This is a genomic window from Pseudomonas sp. ICMP22404, assembly GCF_006227205.1.
Taxonomy (GTDB): Bacteria; Pseudomonadota; Gammaproteobacteria; order Pseudomonadales; family Pseudomonadaceae; genus Aquipseudomonas.
This window is the reverse complement of record NZ_VCNG01000008.1, coordinates 250583-269542: the sequence shown is the minus strand read 5'-3', so window position 1 is coordinate 269542 and position 18960 is coordinate 250583. Positions and strand designations below refer to the sequence as shown.

At 62.0% G+C, this 18960-nt stretch carries 12 protein-coding genes; 1 reads left to right on the top strand and 11 read right to left on the bottom strand.

Going from position 1 to position 18960, the window contains the following annotated elements; all coding sequences use genetic code 11:
- Nucleotides 1–148: 148 nt before the first annotated feature.
- The 11 genes from hemE to FGE05_RS16290 all read right to left on the bottom strand — a co-directional run bounded on the left by hemE (nt 149) and on the right by FGE05_RS16290 (nt 15953).
- On the bottom strand, nt 149–1216 hold the full coding sequence (gene hemE / locus FGE05_RS16345) for a uroporphyrinogen decarboxylase (RefSeq protein WP_139646520.1): 1068 nt from the start codon (nt 1214–1216) through the stop codon (nt 149–151).
- 267 nt (nt 1217–1483) lie between these two features.
- Nucleotides 1484–2902 carry an FAD-dependent oxidoreductase gene (locus tag FGE05_RS16340; protein ID WP_024779900.1) on the bottom strand — a complete coding sequence of 473 codons (1419 nt, stop codon included), beginning with the start codon at nt 2900–2902 and terminating at the stop codon, nt 1484–1486.
- A gap of 33 nt (nt 2903–2935) precedes the next feature.
- The gene (gene gltB, locus FGE05_RS16335; protein ID WP_139646518.1) at nt 2936–7384 is read right to left on the bottom strand and encodes a glutamate synthase large subunit; all 4449 of its coding nucleotides are present in this window, start codon (nt 7382–7384) and stop codon (nt 2936–2938) included.
- A 350-nt stretch (nt 7385–7734) separates the two neighbouring features.
- Complete coding sequence (locus FGE05_RS16325) at nt 7735–9312, bottom strand: AAA family ATPase (RefSeq protein WP_139646517.1); 1578 nt, start codon at nt 9310–9312, stop codon at nt 7735–7737.
- A gap of 10 nt (nt 9313–9322) precedes the next feature.
- Nucleotides 9323–10423 (bottom strand): 3-dehydroquinate synthase, encoded by a 1101-nt coding sequence (gene aroB / locus FGE05_RS16320; RefSeq protein ID WP_139646515.1) that lies wholly within the window; start codon nt 10421–10423, stop codon nt 9323–9325.
- Between the two features lie 148 nt (nt 10424–10571).
- Nucleotides 10572–11090, bottom strand: coding sequence for a shikimate kinase AroK (gene aroK / locus FGE05_RS16315; protein WP_041020548.1), 519 nt, complete (start codon nt 11088–11090; stop codon nt 10572–10574).
- 4 nt (nt 11091–11094) lie between these two features.
- Complete coding sequence (gene pilQ / locus FGE05_RS16310; protein ID WP_139646513.1) at nt 11095–13167, bottom strand: type IV pilus secretin PilQ; 2073 nt, start codon at nt 13165–13167, stop codon at nt 11095–11097.
- Complete coding sequence (locus FGE05_RS16305) at nt 13164–13706, bottom strand: pilus assembly protein PilP (protein ID WP_139646511.1); 543 nt, start codon at nt 13704–13706, stop codon at nt 13164–13166. Before FGE05_RS16305 ends, pilQ begins: the two co-directional genes overlap by 4 nt.
- A complete protein-coding gene (gene pilO, locus FGE05_RS16300) occupies nt 13703–14326 on the bottom strand; it encodes a type 4a pilus biogenesis protein PilO (protein WP_139646509.1) in 624 nt (207 codons plus the stop codon). The genes FGE05_RS16305 and pilO overlap by 4 nt, the downstream gene beginning before the upstream one ends.
- Nucleotides 14323–14889: a PilN domain-containing protein gene (locus tag FGE05_RS16295; protein ID WP_139646507.1), complete on the bottom strand. Its 567-nt coding sequence runs from the start codon at nt 14887–14889 to the stop codon at nt 14323–14325. Before FGE05_RS16295 ends, pilO begins: the two co-directional genes overlap by 4 nt.
- Nucleotides 14889–15953 (bottom strand): pilus assembly protein PilM, encoded by a 1065-nt coding sequence (locus tag FGE05_RS16290; protein ID WP_139646505.1) that lies wholly within the window; start codon nt 15951–15953, stop codon nt 14889–14891. The genes FGE05_RS16295 and FGE05_RS16290 overlap by 1 nt, the downstream gene beginning before the upstream one ends.
- A gap of 207 nt (nt 15954–16160) precedes the next feature.
- Between FGE05_RS16290 and FGE05_RS16285 the strand changes: the two genes are divergently transcribed.
- Nucleotides 16161–18605 carry a penicillin-binding protein 1A gene (locus FGE05_RS16285; RefSeq protein WP_373682496.1) on the top strand — a complete coding sequence of 815 codons (2445 nt, stop codon included), beginning with the start codon at nt 16161–16163 and terminating at the stop codon, nt 18603–18605.
- Nucleotides 18606–18960: the final 355 nt, after the last annotated feature.

The window sequence follows — 18960 nt, the reverse complement described above, 5'->3', positions numbered from 1 at the left end:
TTACACATAAGACATTAGCCGACATAAACAACAAACACGCCTGCCCAAACAACCGGTTAGTTGATGTTGAAAAGATAAACAGCGCACACAAAAAAGCCTGTCCGACGCGGGGTCGGACAGGCTGCTTTAGTGGGATCCGCGTAGGCCCCTAGTCGTGATATTGCGCCGACAACTCATGCACCGCCCGCAGGAATGCACCGGCATGTTCCGGATCGACTTCCGGGGTAATGCCATGGCCGAGGTTGAACACATGGCCGCTGCCCTTGCCATAGCTGGCGAGGATACGCCCGACTTCAGTACGGATGGCTTCGGGTTTGGCGTAGAGCACGGTCGGGTCCATGTTGCCTTGCAGCGCGACCTTATGACCGACCCGTTCGCGGGCGTTGCCAATGTCGCAGGTCCAGTCCAGGCCCAGGGCATCGGCACCGGCATCGGCGATGCTTTCCAGCCACAGGCCGCCGTTCTTGGTGAACAGAATCACCGGGACCTGGCGCCCGTCATGTTCACGGATCAGGCCGCTGACAATCTTGCGCATGTAGGCCAGGGAAAACTCCTGGTACGCCGCCGCCGACAGGTTGCCGCCCCAGGTATCGAAGATCTGCACCGCTTGCGCACCGGCCATGATCTGACCGTTGAGGTAGGCCGTCACCGACTGCGCCAGCTTGTCCAGCAACAGGTGCATGGCTTGCGGGTTGTCGTAGAGCATGGCCTTGGTCTTGCGGAAGTCCTTCGACGAGCCACCTTCGACCATATAGGTGGCCAGCGTCCACGGGCTACCGGAGAAACCGATCAGCGGCACGCGGCCGTTGAGCTCGCGGCGGATGGTGCTGACCGCGTCCATGACGTAGCCCAGGTCTTTCTGCGGGTCGGGAATCGGCAGCGCTTCGATGTCGGCCAGGGTGCTGACGACCTTCTTGAAGCGCGGACCTTCGCCGGTCTCGAAGTACAGACCCTGGCCCATGGCATCGGGAATGGTGAGGATGTCGGAGAACAGGATGGCCGCGTCAAGTTGCGGGTAGCGATCCAGCGGCTGCATCGTCACTTCGCAGGCGAACTGGGGGTTCATGCACAGGCTCATGAAGTCGCCGGCCTTGGCGCGACTGGCGCGGTACTCCGGCAGGTAGCGGCCGGCCTGGCGCATCATCCATACCGGGGTAACGTCTACGGGTTGCTTGAGCAGGGCGCGAAGGAAACGGTCGTTCTTCAGGGCAGTCATGTCGGCATCCGGAAAAAAAGTGCGGGCATTTTCTCAGAGCTCGACGCAAAAGGCACGGCAAGAGCCGTGCCTTTTATCTATCGGGGCAATTTGTCGCGGTGCCGCATAAATCCAGCAACGCCACAAAACAACTGTGGAAGCAGCTTTTGTGGGAGCAAGGCTTGCCCGCGATGAGAACACCGCGGTCTCTTGAGTACGCGGCGCCTGGATCGCGAGCAAGCTTTGCTCCCACAAAAGCTTGCTCCCACAGGGTTGTGTGTCGCCTGGTCAGACTTGCAGGTAATCCAGGATCCCTTCAGCTGCATTGCGGCCTTCGAAGATCGCCGTCACCACCAGGTCGGAACCGCGGACCATGTCGCCACCGGCGAAGATCTTCGGGTTGCTGGTCTGGTGCTTGTACTGACCTTGTTCCGGGGCCACGACGCGGCCCTGGCTGTCGGTCTGGATGCTGAACTGCTCGAACCAGGGCGCCGGGCTTGGACGGAAGCCGAAGGCGATGACCACGGCGTCGGCCGGGATGATCTCTTCGGAGCCCGGGATCGGCTCGGGGCTGCGGCGGCCACGGGCGTCCGGCTCGCCGAGACGGGTCTCGACCACTTTCACGCCTTCAACCTTGTCTTCACCCACGATGGCAATCGGCTGGCGGTTGTAGAGGAACTTCACGCCTTCTTCCTTGGCGTTCTTCACCTCTTTACGCGAACCGGGCATGTTGGCTTCGTCACGACGGTAGGCACAGGTCACCGACTTGGCGCCCTGGCGGATCGAGGTGCGGTTGCAGTCCATCGCCGTGTCGCCACCGCCGAGCACCACCACCTTCTTGCCCTTCATGTCGACGAAATCTTCCGGCGACTTTTCAAAACCCAGGTTGCGATTGACGTTGGCGATCAGGAAATCCAGGGCGTCGTAAACACCCGGCAGATCCTCACCGGCAAAGCCGCCCTTCATGTAGGTGTAGGTGCCCATGCCCATGAATACGGCATCGTATTCTTCAAGCAGTTGCTCCATGGTCACGTCCCTGCCCACCTCGGTGTTCAGGCGGAACTCGATGCCCATGCCGGTGAAGACTTCGCGACGATTGCTCAGCACGGTCTTTTCCAACTTGAACTCGGGGATGCCGAAAGTCAGCAGGCCACCGATTTCCGGGTTCTTGTCGAACACCACCGGGGTCACCCCGCCGCGCACCAGTACGTCGGCGCAGCCAAGGCCCGCCGGGCCGGCACCGATGATGGCAACCCGCTTGCCGGTCGGCTTGACCTTGGACATGTCCGGGCGCCAGCCCATGGCGAACGCGGTGTCGGTGATGTACTTCTCCACCGAACCGATGGTCACTGCGCCAAAACCGTCGTTCAGGGTGCAGGCGCCTTCGCACAGGCGATCCTGCGGACAGACCCGGCCGCAGACTTCCGGCAGGGTATTGGTCTGGTGAGACAGCTCGGCGGCCTGGAGGATGTTGCCCTCGGCCACCAGCTTCAGCCAGTTGGGAATGAAGTTGTGCACCGGGCACTTCCATTCGCAGTACGGGTTACCGCAACCCAGGCAGCGGTGGGCCTGGTCGGCCGACTGCTGGGGTTTGAACGGTTCGTAGATCTCGACGAACTCTTTCTTGCGTTGACGCAACAGTTTCTTCTTCGGATCCTTGCGCCCGACATCGATGAACTGGAAGTCGTTATTCAGACGTTCAGCCATTGTTAAAACCTCATCAAACTCTTCAGGCGCATATCACTGCGGGTTGGCACGAGTGCTGGAAAGCAACGACTTCAGGTTGGCAGCCTTCGGCTTGACCAGCCAGAAACGACGCACGTAGTCATCGAGGTTTTCCGCGAGTTCACGACCCCACTCGCTGTCGGTTTCCTCGACGTACTCGTTCAGCACGCGTTGCAGGTGGCTGCGGTAGGCTTCCATCGCCTCGCCGCTGATCCGCTGGATTTCCACCAGCTCGTGGTTGACCCGGTCAACGAAGCTGTTGTCCTGGTCGAGCACGTAGGCGAAACCACCGGTCATGCCAGAGCCGAAGTTGTAGCCGGTCTTGCCCAATACGCAGACGAAACCACCGGTCATGTATTCGCAGCAGTGATCCCCGGTGCCTTCCACCACGGTGTGGGCCCCGGAGTTACGCACGGCAAAACGCTCGCCTGCGGTGCCGGCGGCGAACAGCTTGCCGCCCGTGGCGCCGTAGAGGCAGGTGTTGCCGATGATGGCACTGTCCTGGGTCCTGTAGACGCTGCCCTTGGGCGGAACGATGACCAGCTTGCCGCCGGTCATGCCTTTGCCCACGTAGTCGTTGGCATCGCCTTCCAGGTACATGTTCAGGCCGCCAGCGTTCCAGACGCCAAAGCTCTGGCCGGCAGTTCCCTTGAAGCGGAACGTGATCGGCGCCTGGGCCATGCCCTGGTTGCCGTGCTTGCGGGCGATTTCGCCGGAGATCCGCGCACCGATGGAACGGTCGCAGTTGCAGATATCCAGGCTGAAATCGGCCCCGCTCAGGTCGTTGATCGCTGAAGCGGCCATGTCGACCATCTTCTCGGCCAGCTCACCCTTGTCGAACGGCGGGTTGCGATCGACCTGGCAGAACTGTGGCTTGTCTGCCGGAATCAGATCGCTACCCAGCAACGGGGTCAGGTCCAGGTGATGCTGCTTGGCGGTCTGGCCCTCGATCACGTCCAGCAGATCGGTACGGCCGATCAGCGCTTCGAGCGAGCGCACGCCCAGTTTCGCCAGCCATTCACGGGTTTCTTCGGCCACGTAGGTGAAGAAGTTCACCACCATGTCGACAGTACCGACGTAGTGGTCCTTGCGCAGCTTCTCGTTCTGGGTCGCCACGCCGGTGGCGCAGTTGTTCAGGTGGCAGATGCGCAGGTATTTGCAGCCCAGGGCGATCATCGGCGCGGTGCCGAAACCGAAGCTCTCGGCGCCCAGAATGGCCGCCTTGATCACGTCGAGGCCGGTTTTCAGGCCTCCGTCGGTCTGCACCCGGACCTTGCCGCGCAAGTCGTTGCCGCGCAGGGTCTGGTGGGTTTCAGCCAGGCCCAGTTCCCAGGGCGCACCGGCGTACTTGATCGAGGTCAGCGGCGATGCACCGGTGCCGCCGTCGTAGCCGGAGATGGTGATCAGATCGGCATAGGCCTTGGCCACACCGGCGGCGATGGTGCCGACGCCCGCTTCCGCCACCAGCTTCACCGAAACCAGTGCCTTCGGGTTCACCTGCTTGAGGTCGAAGATCAGTTGCGACAAGTCTTCGATCGAGTAGATGTCGTGATGGGGCGGTGGCGAAATCAGGGTCACGCCGGGAACCGCGTAGCGCAGCTTGGCGATCAGGCCGTTGACCTTGCCGCCGGGCAGTTGGCCGCCTTCACCGGGCTTGGCGCCCTGGGCAACCTTGATCTGCAGCACCTCGGCGTTGACCAGGTACTCCGGCGTCACACCGAAGCGGCCCGTAGCCACCTGCTTGATTTTCGAGCTCTTGATGGTGCCGTAGCGCGCCGGATCTTCGCCACCTTCGCCGGAGTTGGAACGCGCACCGAGGCGGTTCATGGCTTCGGCCAGGGCTTCGTGGGCTTCCGGGGACAAGGCGCCCAGGGAAATACCGGCGGAGTCGAAGCGCTTGAGCACCGATTCCAGGGGTTCCACTTCGCTGATGTCCAGCGGCGTGTCCAGGGTCTTGACCTTGAGCAGGTCGCGGATCATCGACACCGGGCGGTTGTCCACCAGTGCCGTATATTCCTTGAACTTGCCGTAGTCGCCCTGCTGCACGGCGGCTTGCAGGGTATTCACCACGTCCGGGTTGTAGGCGTGGTATTCGCCGCCATGGACGAACTTCAACAGGCCGCCTTGCTGGATCGGCTTGCGCGGACTCCAGGCTTCGGCGGCCAGGGCTTTCTGTTCGGCTTCGATGTCGACGAAACGCGCACCCTTGATGCGGCTCGGCACACCACGGAAGCTCAGCTCACAGACTTCTTCGGACAGGCCGATGGCCTCGAACAGTTGCGCACCGCGATACGAGGCGATGGTCGAGATGCCCATCTTCGAGAGGATCTTGAGCAGGCCCTTGGTAATGCCCCTGCGGTAGTTCTTGAACACCTCGTAGAGATCGCCCAGCACTTCACCGGTACGGATCAGGTCGCCGAGCACTTCGTAGGCCAGGAACGGATACACCGCCGAGGCACCGAAACCGATCAGCACCGCGAAATGATGCGGATCACGGGCGGTAGCGGTTTCGACAAGGATGTTGGAATCGCAGCGCAGACCTTTTTCGGTCAGGCGATGGTGCACCGCACCGGTGGCCAGCGACGCGTGGATCGGCAACTTGCCCGGCGCGATGTGACGGTCGCTGAGCACGATCTGGGTACGCCCGGCGCGCGCGGCTTCTTCAGCCTGATCGGCCACATTGCGGATGGCCGCTTCCAGGCCGACGCTTTCGTCGTAGTTCAGGTCGATGACCTGACGCGCGAACCCCGGACGGTCGAGGTTGGTCAGCGAGCGCCACTTGGCCGGGGAAATGACCGGCGAGCTGAGGATCACCCGCGAGGCGTGCTCCGGCGACTCCTGGAAAATGTTGCGCTCGGCGCCCAGACAGATTTCCAACGACATCACGATCGCTTCGCGCAGCGGGTCGATCGGCGGGTTGGTCACCTGGGCGAACTGCTGACGGAAATAGTCGTATGGCGTGCGCACGCGCTGCGACAGCACAGCCATCGGCGTGTCGTCGCCCATGGAGCCGACCGCTTCGTAGCCCTGCTCACCCAACGGACGCAGCACCTGGTCACGCTCTTCGAACGTCACCTGGTACATCTTCATGTACTGCTTGAGCTGGTCGACGTCGTAGAAAGCCGAGCCGTGGTCGTTGTCTTCCATGGTCGCCTGGATACGCAGGGCATTCTTGCGCAGCCATTGCTTGTATGGATGACGGGACTTGAGGCGGTTGTCGATGGCATCGGTGTCAAGGATCTGGCCGGTTTCGGTGTCCACGGCAAAGATCTGGCCCGGGCCTACGCGGCCCTTTGCGATGACGTCTTCGGGCTGGTAGTTCCAGACGCCGATTTCCGAAGCCAGGGTGATGAAACCGTTGGTGGTGGTGACCCAGCGCGCCGGGCGCAGACCGTTACGGTCCAGCAGACACACGGCGTAGCGGCCGTCGGTCATGACGATACCGGCCGGGCCGTCCCACGGCTCCATGTGCATGGAGTTGTATTCGTAGAACGCCCGCAGGTCCGGGTCCATGGTCTCGACGTTCTGCCACGCCGGCGGAACCAGCATGCGCACGCCACGGAACAGGTCGATGCCACCGGTCACCATCAGTTCGAGCATGTTATCCATGCTCGAAGAGTCCGAGCCCACGCGGTTGACCAGCGGGCCGAGCTCTTCGAGGTCCGGCATCAGGTCGTTGGCGAACTTGGTGCGACGGGCCAGGGCCCAGTTGCGGTTGCCGGTGATGGTGTTGATCTCGCCGTTGTGGGCGAGGAAACGGAATGGCTGGGCCAACGGCCATTTCGGCAGGGTATTGGTGGAGAAGCGCTGGTGGAACACGCAGATCGCGGTCTTCAGGCGCTCGTCGCTCAGGTCTGGATAGAAGGCGGTGAGGTCCGCCGGCATCATCAGGCCTTTATAGATGATGGTCTTGTTGGAAAAGCTGCAGATGTAGTGGTCGGTGTCGGCGGCGTTGGCCACGGACGAGCGACGACGGGAACTGAACAGCTTGATCGCCATTTCCTGATCGCTCAGGCCTTCGCCGGCGATGAACACCTGTTCGATCTGCGGCAGGCGCGCCAGGGCCAGGCTACCGAGAACACTGGTATCGATCGGCACTTTGCGCCAGCCGACGAGCTGCAGGCCGGCGGCCAGGATCTCGCGGTCCATGTTCTCGCGAGCGGCCTGGGCCTTCACCGGGTCCTGGTTGAAGAACACCATACCCACGGCGTACTGCTTGGGCAGGGTGACGCCAAACGTTTCCTGGGCAATGGCACGCAGGAACTCATCAGGCTTTTGAATCAGCAAGCCACAGCCGTCGCCGGTCTTGCCGTCGGCGTTGATCCCACCACGGTGGGTCATGCAGGTCAGGGCCTCAATGGCCGTTTGTAAAAGGGTATGGCTGGGCTCGCCCTGCATATGGGCTATCAGGCCAAAACCACAGTTATCCTTGAATTCATCTGGTTGGTACAGACCTGCTTTCATAGACACTTTCTCACCAGGCTGCCTCTTATCGAGGCAAATTTCTTTTCAATTCAACCGCTTGCACTCCACGCTGAACGTACGCCAGCTTTGCGGGGGCAAAAGGGAGGTCATTGTACATGCCGACACAGACGCTCACAAATTTGACGACGAAACGCCGCAAATTCATGTCGCATTTGTGAAAGGTTTAAAGCTATATGCTGTGCTAGTCAAAACTTTTTTGGGTTCGACCGCTACGACTCAAACGCTACTGTGACGCAGACACCACAAGGCGCGCGGCCTGACAGGTCGCTCGCTCTTGCGGAAATGTTGAGGTTGCCGGGAGAGGCGGCCTGGGTAAGGCCGCCGAATCTTCAGCGAGTTGCAGCCAGTTCCTGTTGGACGCTGGCGACAGTGCGAGGCCAAGGTTTACCAGCCTGAACCTTCGCTGGCAAGGCCTTGATAGCGGAAACAGCTGCATCACGGTTGGCAAAGCTGCCGTAAGTGATCACATACAGCGGCTTGCCGTTGAGGACTTTCTTGAAATAACGATACTCGCCGCCCTGCTCCTTGACGAAGTTCTGCGCGGTGGCTTCGGAGCTGGTGCCGAGAATCTGTACGACGTAGTTACTCGGTGCCTGGCCGGCGTACCAGTTGCCACCTGCGGCCTTGGCCGGTGCAGCAGGCTTGGCGGCCGGGGCAGGCGTCGGCTTGGCGGCCGGCGCCGGGGCAGGCTTGGCCGTTGCTACCTGGGTCGGAGCCGGAGTCGGCTTGGCGGCCGGAGCAGGTGCGGGGGCGGGTGTCGGAGCCGGGCCAGCAGGCACGCCCGCAGGCGGTGCCGTGGTGGTCACGGTCGGCGGCGTGTCGCCATCGTCGATCGGTGGTGCCGCGCCATCGTCACCCTCGGTGATTCCGCCGGCAGCTTCAGCCAGGGGCCCGCGCATGACCGGTTGCGACTGGCCGACCAACGGTAACGGCATCGGCTGGGTGCTGCCGGCAAATTCCACCGCCGGCGCGCCACCATTGGGTTTCGGCGCCCCTTGGCCGAGGGGCAGTTGTGCCTGTTCGTTGGCTGGCGCGCCGGTCGTCGGCGCCTTGTTGCGACCCGGCATCAGCCAGGCGGCGACGACCGCGACCACGACGACGGCGGAAATCGCCAATACGTGTTTCTTCGGCATGTTGAACCCCATAGTTGGACGCTTCACCGCTGAGCGGCTGGCAATCATGACTTCGATCAAGGCATCCCGAGCGACCTGGTTGATGTTGCCAGGCCAGCCGCCGGAGCCTTCGTGAATCTCAGAGATCTGATCGGCGGTAAAAAGTTCGATACCCCGGCCAGCGCCTTCAAGACGTTGATCCAGGTATTCACGCGTTTCTTCTTCGGTATAGGGCGCCAGCTCGATGATATGGAAGCGCTCCTCCTCGAGCTCCAACTGCTCCAGATCGGCGATCAACGACGACTCGCCAAACAGGAACACATGGGGGCGCCCCTCCGGCGCACCGGCCGCCAGCGCCAGCAGGGCTTCCAGGGCCGACTCGTCGAGCTGCTCGGCGTCATCCACCAGCAGATAGACTTCCTGCCCGGTCAGCGCCAACTGGACGATCTGGTCGAGAATCGCACCCACTTCGGCCTGGGCCAGGTTCAACGCCTGGGCGACCTGGCGCAACACACCGGCAGCATCACCGGCACCCCGGGCCGAGACCACCACGCTTTGCACCGACTGTTTGTTGGTGCTGGCCACCAGGGCCTGGCGCAGCAAGGTCTTGCCACTGCCCTGGGGACCGGTCACTACCAGCAGCAATTGGCTGTAGCGCGCCAGGTGATGCAACTGACCCAATACCGGCTTGCGCTGGGCCGGAAAGAATTTGAAGCCGGGGACCCGTGGAGCGAAGGGGTCGTGACTCAATTGGAAATGGCCGAGGAAAGCCTCGTCGGCATGCAAACTAGTCATCGGAATCTTATTAACCTTTAAGCTGAGCCAAGGCGCGGTAATCCGCGCCCAGCGTGGCCTGTAGAACCTCTTTCGGATAATCGTCGGTCACCACCGCTTCGCCCATGCGGCGCAGCAGCACCAGACGCAGACGACCATCGATCACTTTCTTGTCGATTGCCATGTGTTCGAGAAAATCGGCCTCGGTCATTTCCTCGGGAGGCACCACCGGTAGCCCGGCGCGCTGGAAGAGCCGAATGCCGCGATCACGCTCCTGCTCGCTGATCCAGCCCAGGCGCGCGGACATTTCCAGGGCCATGACCGTACCGGCCGCTACCGCCTCGCCATGTAGCCAGACACCATACCCCATGTGGGTCTCGATGGCGTGTCCAAAGGTGTGGCCCAGGTTGAGCGTGGCCCGTACACCCGACTCACGCTCATCGGCACCGACCACTGCGGCCTTGGCTGCGCAGGAGCGCTCGATCGCGTAGGTCAGGGCAGCCTGGTCCAGTTCCCGCAGGCGGTCGACGTTGTCTTCAAGCCACCCCAGGAACGGCTCGTCGCAGATCAGCCCGTACTTGATGACTTCCGCCAGCCCTGCGGACAGCTCACGGGCCGGCAAGGTATTGAGGGTAGCGGTATCGATCAGCACCACGTTGGGCTGATAGAAAGCGCCGACCATGTTCTTGCCCAGCGGATGGTTGATCCCGGTCTTGCCGCCCACCGACGAGTCGACCTGGGACAGTAAGGTAGTGGGGATCTGGATGAAGTCGACGCCGCGCTGGTAGCAGGCTGCGGCAAAACCGGCCATGTCGCCGATCACGCCACCGCCCAGGGCCACCACCGTGGTGCGCCGGTCATGCCGTGCGGTCAGCAGGCCGTCGAAGATCAGTTGCAGGGTTTCCCAGTTCTTGAACGCCTCGCCATCGGGCAACACCACGGAAATGACCGAAAAGGCTGACAGACTGCGGGTCAGGCGCTCCAGATACAAAGGGGCGACGGTTTCGTTGGAGATGATCGCCACTTGCCGCCCGGCGATATGTGGCGCCAGCAGTTGCGGCTGGTCCAGCAAGCCTTCGCCAATGTGAATCGGGTAGCTGCGCTCGCCCAGGTCGACCTTTAGTGTCTGCATGTGTCCCCACGGTGAAGATGGAATCAGGCGTCCTGCCTGCAATTAACGAAAAGTCCACGGTGCCTGCTATGACGCCACTCGGCGGCCATGTGCCACGCCCCGGCGGATAACAACGAGACGGCGAGGATAGCGCATTTCCCGTGGTGCATTAACGGGGAGGCAATTGCTGCAGACGCTCGAGAATCTCCAGCACCACCATCCTCGGCGGCCGCTCATCGGTTTCCACCACCAGGTCGGCGATTTCCCGGTACAGCGGATCACGCAGCTCCAGCAGGTCCCGCAGGGTCTTGGCCGGATCGGCGGTACGCAACAGCGGACGGTTGCGGTCCCGGGCGGTACGACCGACCTGCTGTTCGACGGAGGCGTGCAGATAGACCACCCGTCCGCCGGCATGCAGTTCCCGACGGTTGGCTTCGCGCATCACGGCGCCGCCACCGGTGGCCAGCACCACGCCTTCGAATGCGCACAGCTCGGCGATCATCGCCTGCTCGCGATCACGAAAGCCTGGTTCGCCTTCCTTGTCGAAAATCCACGGGATATTGGCGCCCGTGCGCAATTCAATTTCCTTGTCGGAATCTTTGAACGGCAGGCGCAGCTCTTTGGCCAGCAAACGGCCGATGGTGCTTTTTCCAGCGCCCATCGGCCCAACAAGAATCAAATTTCGCACAGAATCAACGACTCACAGCAATCGCCTGGTTATTCATGATACGCGGAGTGAGGAATACCAGCAGCTCGGATTTTTTCTCCGAAACCAGATCACGCCGGAAAAGGCGGCCAAGATACGGCACATCGCCAAGAAATGGCACCTTATCTACAACCTTGCTCTGAGTATTTGAGAAAACCCCGCCAATCACAATGGTCTCGCCGTCATTGACCAGCACCTTCGCGTTGACTTCGTTCTTCTTGATCGGTGGTACTTCCTGCACCTTGTTCAGGTAGTCCGGTTCATCCTTGGTGACCTTGACCTCCATGATGATGCGGTTGTCCGGCGTGATCTGCGGGGTTACCTCCAGCGACAGCGAGGCTTCCTTGAACGACACCGAGGTCGCGCCACTGGAACTGGCTTCCTGGTAGGGAATTTCCGTGCCCTTGAGGATTTTCGCGGTCTCCTTGTCCGAAGTCACCACCTTGGGCTGGGAGACGATTTCCCCGTTGCCGGTTTTCTCCATGGCCGTCAGCTCCAGATCCAGCAGTACGTTGTCAGTGATGAACGCAATGCCGATACCCGAGGTATTGCCTGCCGCGCCCATGTCGACGAACGGCTGGTTGGTGCTGGTGCTGCCCGGCGTGCCGATAGTGGTGGAGCTGCCGTTGGTCACACCCGAAGAGTTCCAGTTGCCCTGGTTCTGCACCGAGCCGCCCCAACGCACCCCCAGGCTTTTGTCGTAATCGACGTTGGCCTCGACAATCCGGGCCTCGATCATCACCTGGCGCACCGGAATATCCAGCTGGGCCACGATCCGACGCAATTCGTCGAGCCGATCCTGGGTCTGGTAGGCAATGATGTTATTGGTCCGCTCATCCACCGTGATCGTGCCACGTTCATCGGCTTTCGCTTCGGCGCTGGTCACCGATTGGAACAGCTTGGCGATGTCCGCCGCCTTCGCATAGTTGACCTGCAACAGCTCTCGCCGCAGCGGCGCCAGGTCGGCAATCTGTTTCTGGGACTCCAACTCCTGGCGCTCGCGAGCCGCAATCTCATCGGCAGGGGCTACCAGCAACACGTTGCCGACCTTGCGCTTGTCCAGCCCCTTGGTCTTCAGGACCAGATCCAACGCCTGGTCCCAGGGAACATTCTGCAATCGCAAGGTGATCCCCCCTTGCACCGTGTCGCTTGCCACCAGGTTCAGGTTGGTGAAATCGGCAATCAGTTGCAGGACCGAGCGCACTTCGATGTCCTGGAAGTTCAGGGACAGCTTTTCACCGCTGTAGGCGGCACGGTCGGTGTCGCGCTTGCGCAAGTCCTCGACTGTCATCGGACGGACACTGACGGTCAGTTTGTTGTCGGTCTGGTAGGTGGAGTAATCGAAGGTACCGCCAGGCTCGATGCTGATGGTGGCCCGGTCGGAACCGGCGCTGGCATTGACGAACTGGACCGGGGTGGCGAAGTCCTTGACGTCCAGGCGCACTCGCAATGGTTCAGGCAGCTGGGTCCTGGCGAAGTTGAGGATGATCTTGCCTTCCCGCTCCTGGATATCCGGCGCAATGGACGGGTCCGACAGGTCGATCACCACGTTGCCTTCACCCTGGGTCCCGCGCTGGAAGTCCACGCCACGAATGGCCCGGCCCACCGGTGCGTTGCTCCTGGCGGGCACCGCGCCGGCAGCTGCTGGGCGTGGGGCCTGGGCAATCGTTTTCGGCTCCGCGCCTTTACCGACCACCACGAACAGATTGTTGCCCTCGACCCGAGCGTTATACGGCACCAATTGGGTGAGGCCGATGATCAATCGGGTGCGGTCCCCCGCCTCGACGACGGTGGCACTGCGTGCGTTACCGCTGCCCAGGTCCTGGGTCTTGCGCGCCAGCTGGCTGGTCACCCCAGGCAGGTCCAGGGCAATCCGGGCCGGTTGTTCGGTGGTATAGCCACGAGGCGTTGGCGGTGGCCCGTCGAAAGAGAGCTTCAACTCGACCCGGTCTCCCGGCAAAGCCGCAACATCCAGCGCCTTCAGGTTCGCCCCAAGCACCGTCGGTGACATCAGCGCTATCCATAGCGAAACACCGAGGGCTGTAAAAATCCTGTTCATTGTTCGAGTTCCACTGAGTGCTCTTTCAAAGGAATGGTCCGTGGTCGCTCCAGCCAGGCACCTTCGCCATCGGGAACGATTTCGACCACATCGACCTGGGTGGCAGTGACGGCGACGATTCGCCCGTCGTTGCGCCCCAGATAGTCACCGACCTTGAGCCGATGCACCCCGCCCGCACCGCGCAGCAGCGCATAGGAGCCACTGGCATTGGCGATCGTGCCGACCATTTCAAACTGTTCGATGTTGAAGCCTTCGAGGTACTGCTTGACCCGGTTCGGATCGGGCCGGACATTGCGCGAACCTTTTTGCCGTTCGGCCTGATCCACCCGGACCTGCCGCGAGAACGGGCTGCGAAGGTCGGACGCGCTGTAGGTGAAGGTTTCGTTTGGCTTGAACGTCGGCGTCGGCTCGATCTTGCCGGGCGGGCGCAACCGCACCTCGTTCATGTAGGCGTCCAGGTCCTCGAAGCCACTGTCGTTGTTACAGCCGGCCAGCACAACCAGCCCGGCCAGCAGGCCCATGCAGCGGAGCGGCTTCATGGCTGCGCCCCCTGCTCGTTGTACCGATAGGTCTTGGCCTGGATGCTCATGCGCAGCTTCGAGCCCGACTCGGGGTCCGCGGGGGCAATGTCAAAATCGTGCAGCGTGACAATGCGGGGCAGCCCGGCAACACCGCTGACGAATGTCGCCAGGTCATGGTAGCCACCGGTCACCGTGATCTGGATCGGCAGTTCGATGTAGAACGGCTGGGTCACTTCGGGCAGCAGCTTGATCTCCTCGAACTCCAGGCCGCTGCCCAGGCCGGTGCGGGTGATGTCTTCCAGCAGGCCAGGCACTTCGGTGTCGCTGGGCAATTGCCGCAACAGCACGCCAAAGGAGGTTTCCATCTGCTTCATCTGCTCGGTATAGCGCTCCAGGTTCGCGGCCATATGGGCCTTGCCCGCGAATTGCGCCTTGAGGGTATTTTCTTCCTCGCGCACCTGCTGCAACTCATCCTCCAGGTCGCTCACGGCAAAGTTATAGCCCAACCCCAGGACCAGGACTACCAGCAGGACGCCGGCCAACCATTTGACCGGCAACGGCCAGGAACCGACGTTGTTGGTGTCCAGGTCACGGAAGTCGACCTTGCGCAGCGCGTCGAACCACTCCCCCGGCCTCATTGGGCGTCCTCCGCGTCGACCGGCTGGGTCTGTCGGACCGTCAGTTGGAACACGTTGGCCTGGTCGAGCTGGCCAGCGGTCGTGGCCTTGACTTCCGTCAGGCTGGGCGCATCGAACAGATCCGACGCGTCCAGGTTGCGCATCAGGTCCGAGACCCGGTGGTTGGACTCCGCAGCCCCCTTGATGGAGAGCGTCTTGTCTTCCATTTTCACTTCGGTGAAATACACCCCGTCCGGCAACGTCCGTACCAATTGATCGAAGATGCGCCCGCTGACCGGCCGGTTTCCCTGCAGGTCCTGGATGATGCGCATGCGCTCCACCAGTTGTTGGCGACGGGCCTTCAGCTCGCTGATTTGCTTGATGCGCTCGTCCAGCACCGCGATCTGCTCAGTGATGTGCCCATTGCGCGCCAGTTGGTGATTGATGGCACTGTGCAGGTACTGAACGCCGATCAAGGTCACCCCCACCGCGCCGACCAGCGCCCCCACCAATGCCAGCAGGAAGCGTTTGCGGCGCTCTTCACGCAGCTCTTCGCGCCAGGGAAGAAGGTTGATCCGTGCCATCAGTCGAAACTCCTGAGGGCCAGTCCGCAGGCGATCATCAGTGCCGGCGCGTCACTGGCCAGGGCACCGGCATTGACCTTGCTGCCCAGGGCCATGTTGGAAAACGGATTGGCCACATGGGTCGGCGTGCTCAGGCGCTGTTCGATCAGGCGGTCCAGCCCGGCGACTGACGCCGTGCCTCCGGCCAACAGGATGTGGTCCACCGCGCTGTACTGGCCCGAAGCGAAGAAAAACTGCAGCGACCGCGAAACCTGCTGCACCAACGCCTCGCGAAAGGGTTGCAGCACTTCGCTGAGGTAATCGTCCGGCAAACCGCCCTGCTTCTTTGCCAGGCCGGCCTGCTCGAGGGTCAGGCCATAGCGCCGCTGGATTTCCTCGGTGAGTTGGCGACCGCCGAACAGTTGCTCACGGGTATAGATGATGCGTCCGTTGTGCAGCACGCTCAGGGTGGTCATGGTGGCGCCGATATCGATCACCGCAACGGTCAACCGCTCCTGGGACGCCGCCAGTTGTGTGGCGAGCAGGCCAAAGGCGCGCTCCAACGCATAGGCTTCCACATCGACCACCCGAGCCGTCAGCCCCGCCAGCGCCAGCGCAGCCTCGCGAACCTCGACGTTTTCCTTGCGACAGGCCGCCAGCAGCACCTCGACCCGCTCGCTGTTGCGCGCAGACACGCCCACGACCTCGAAATCGATGGCCACTTCATCCAGTGGATAAGGAATGTACTGGTCCGCCTCGATCTTGAGCTGGTTCTCCATCTCGTCGTCGGAAAGCCCCGCATCCATCTCGATGATCTTGGTGATCACTGCCGAACCCGCCACGGCCACCGCCACACTGCGCGTGGGTGTCTTGGCCTTGATCAAAACCCGGGACAACGCCTGCCCGACCCCCTCGAGCTCGGCGATGTTCTTCTCGATCACGGCGTTGGCCGGCAACGGTTCGACCGCGTAGGACTCGACACGGTAACGGTCACCCTGGCGGCTCAACTCGAGCAGCTTCACCGATGTGGAGCTGATGTCGATGCCCAGAAGCGTATGGGTTTTTTTATTGAAGAGTCGTAGCACTACCAATTCCCTATGACTATCCGTGAGTTACGGACTCTCTAATACGCATTGCGTTCAATCACCCCAGCCCGACGGACGTCCGGATGGCGTTTCCGACGGAAAAAAATGCTTATAATGCGCAGCGTTTTTTTCGCTTTGCTGCAAGCACGGGTCCTTCCCTGCACCTGGCGTCTTTTTCATTCTTTGCCTGGATATCCAAAAGCCTTGATTCGTCTGCTGAAATTTTTCGGATGGTCCGTCATCGCCGTTTTCTGCGGACTGCTCTTGGGTCTGAGCGGTGCGTTTCTTTACCTTAGTCCGGGATTGCCATCCGTGGAGGCGCTGAGAAGTATTCAGTTGCAGATTCCTCTGCGGGTATACAGCAGCGACAACAAGCTGATCGCTGAATTTGGCGAAATGCGCCGCACGCCGATCCGCTTCGCCGACATCCCCCCCAATTTCATCAATGCGTTACTCAGTGCCGAAGACGACAACTTCGCCAACCACTATGGCGTCGATCCGGGCAGCCTGATGCGTGCCGCCAGCCAGCTGGTCAAGAGCGGGCACATCCAGTCCGGCGGCAGCACCATCACCATGCAGGTGGCCAAGAACTTCTTCCTGACCAGCGAGCGCAGCTTCTCGCGCAAGACCACCGAAATTCTCCTGGCCCTGCAGATCGAACGGCAGTTGACCAAGGATGAAATCCTCGAGCTGTACGTGAACAAGATCTACCTGGGCAACCGCGCCTATGGCATCGAGGCGGCGGCCCAGGTGTATTACGGCAAGTCGATCCGTGATGTGAGCCTGGCGCAGATGGCAATGATCGCCGGCCTGCCCAAGGCACCGTCGCGCTTCAATCCGCTGGCCAACCCGGCGCGCAGCAAGGAGCGTCGCGACTGGATCCTGGGGCGCATGTACAAACTCGGCAAGATCAGCGAGGCCGACTACACCGCCGCGATCAACGAGCCATTGAACGCCAGCTATCACGTGCCAACACCGGAAGTGAACGCCCCGTATATCGCCGAAATGGCCCGGGCCGAGATGGTCGGACGCTATGGCAGCGATGCCTACACCGAAGGGTTCCGCGTGACCACCACGGTGCCGAGCAACCTGCAGGAAATGGCCAACACCGCGCTGCACGAAGGCCTGATGACCTACGATCAGCGCCACGGCTACCGTGGCCCCGAATCGCGCCTGCCAGGCAAGACCAGGGAAGCCTGGGCCCTTGAGCTGACCAAACAGCGCACCATCAGCAGCCTGGAACCGGCGATCGTCACCCAGGTGGACAAGGACGGTATCAAGGTCCTGACGCGCAACGGCGAGCTTGAGGAACACGTGAAATGGGACACCATGAAGTGGGCCCGTCCGTTCCTCAATACCAACAGCATGGGCGCCGCACCCCGGCAGCCATCGGACGTGGCCCAGGTCGGCGATCTGGTCCGGGTACAGCGCCAGCCGGACAACACCCTCAAGTTCAGCCAGATCCCGGCCGCCCAGGGCGCCCTGGTGTCCCTCGATCCGCAGGACGGCGCGATCCGCTCCCTGGTGGGTGGCTTCGCCTTCGAGCAGAGCAACTACAACCGCGCATTGCAGGCCAAGCGCCAGCCGGGCTCGAGCTTCAAGCCGTTCGTCTACAGCGCCGCGCTGGATAACGGCTATACCGCTGCGAGCCTGGTGAATGACGCGCCCATCGTGTTTGTCGACGAATACCTGGACAAGGTCTGGCGCCCGAAGAACGACACCAACACCTTCCTCGGCCCGATCCGTCTGCGCGAGGCGCTGTACAAGTCGCGCAACCTGGTGTCGATCCGCCTGTTGCAGGCGCTGGGGGTGGATCGCACCATCGACTACATCGCCCGGTTCGGCTTCAACAAGCAGGACCTGCCCCGCAACCTGTCACTGGCCCTGGGCACCGCCACCCTGACCCCGATGGAAATCGCCACGGGCTGGAGCACATTCGCCAACGGCGGGTACAAGATCACCCCGTACATCATCGACAAGATCGAAAGTCGCAACGGCGAGACACTGTTCGTGGCCAACCCGCCGCGGGTGCCTACCGGCGAGCAGGCCAGCGATGGCATCGCCGCCCCGTCCGCCGAGACTTTCACGGTGAATCCGACTCCGGGTGAAGCCTCCGCCGCCACTCCAGCGACCCAGGCACCTGCGGTCGCCGAACGCATCGTTGACGGGCGCACCACCTACATTCTCAACAGCATGCTGGAAGACGTGATCAAGCTCGGCACCGGCCGTCGTGCACTGGCCCTGGGCCGTACCGACCTGGCAGGCAAGACCGGTACCACCAACGAATCCAAGGACGCCTGGTTCTCCGGCTACAACGGCGACTACGTGACCACCGTCTGGACCGGTTTCGACCAGCCCGAGAGTCTGGGTCGCCGCGAGTTCGGCGGCACCGTGGCGCTGCCTATCTGGATGAGCTACATGGGCGCCGCCCTCAAGGACAAACCGCCTCACACCCAGCCAGAACCGGAAGGCATCCTCAGCCTGCGGGTCGACCCGGTCAGCGGCCGTGCGGCCACACCAGGCACTCCCGGTGCGTACTTCGAGCTGTTCAAGAGCGAAGACACCCCACCGTCGGCCAACGAGCTGGGCAATGGCGTTGCACCAGGCAGCCCGCTGCCGGCGGATGAAGCGGCGCCGATCGATCTGTTCTGATATTGCATCGCGAGCAGGCTCGCTCCCACAGGGGTATGTATTCCAAATGTGGGAGCAAGCCTGCTCGCGATTGATCGTTCCCACGCTCCCGCGTGGGAACGCCTCTACGGACGCTCCGCGTTCGGCTCTTGATGGGAACGCGGAGCGTCCCGGGCTACATTCCCACGCAGAGCGTGGGAACGATCAATGTGGGAGCGAGCCTGCTCGCGATGGCGCCCTCAAGGTGTGATCGTTCCCACGCTCCTGCGTGGGAACGCCGCTACGGACGCTCCGCGTTCGGCTCTTGATGGAACGCGGAGCGTCCCGGGCTACATTCCCACGCAGAGCGTGGGAACGATCAATAAAAAACCCCGAC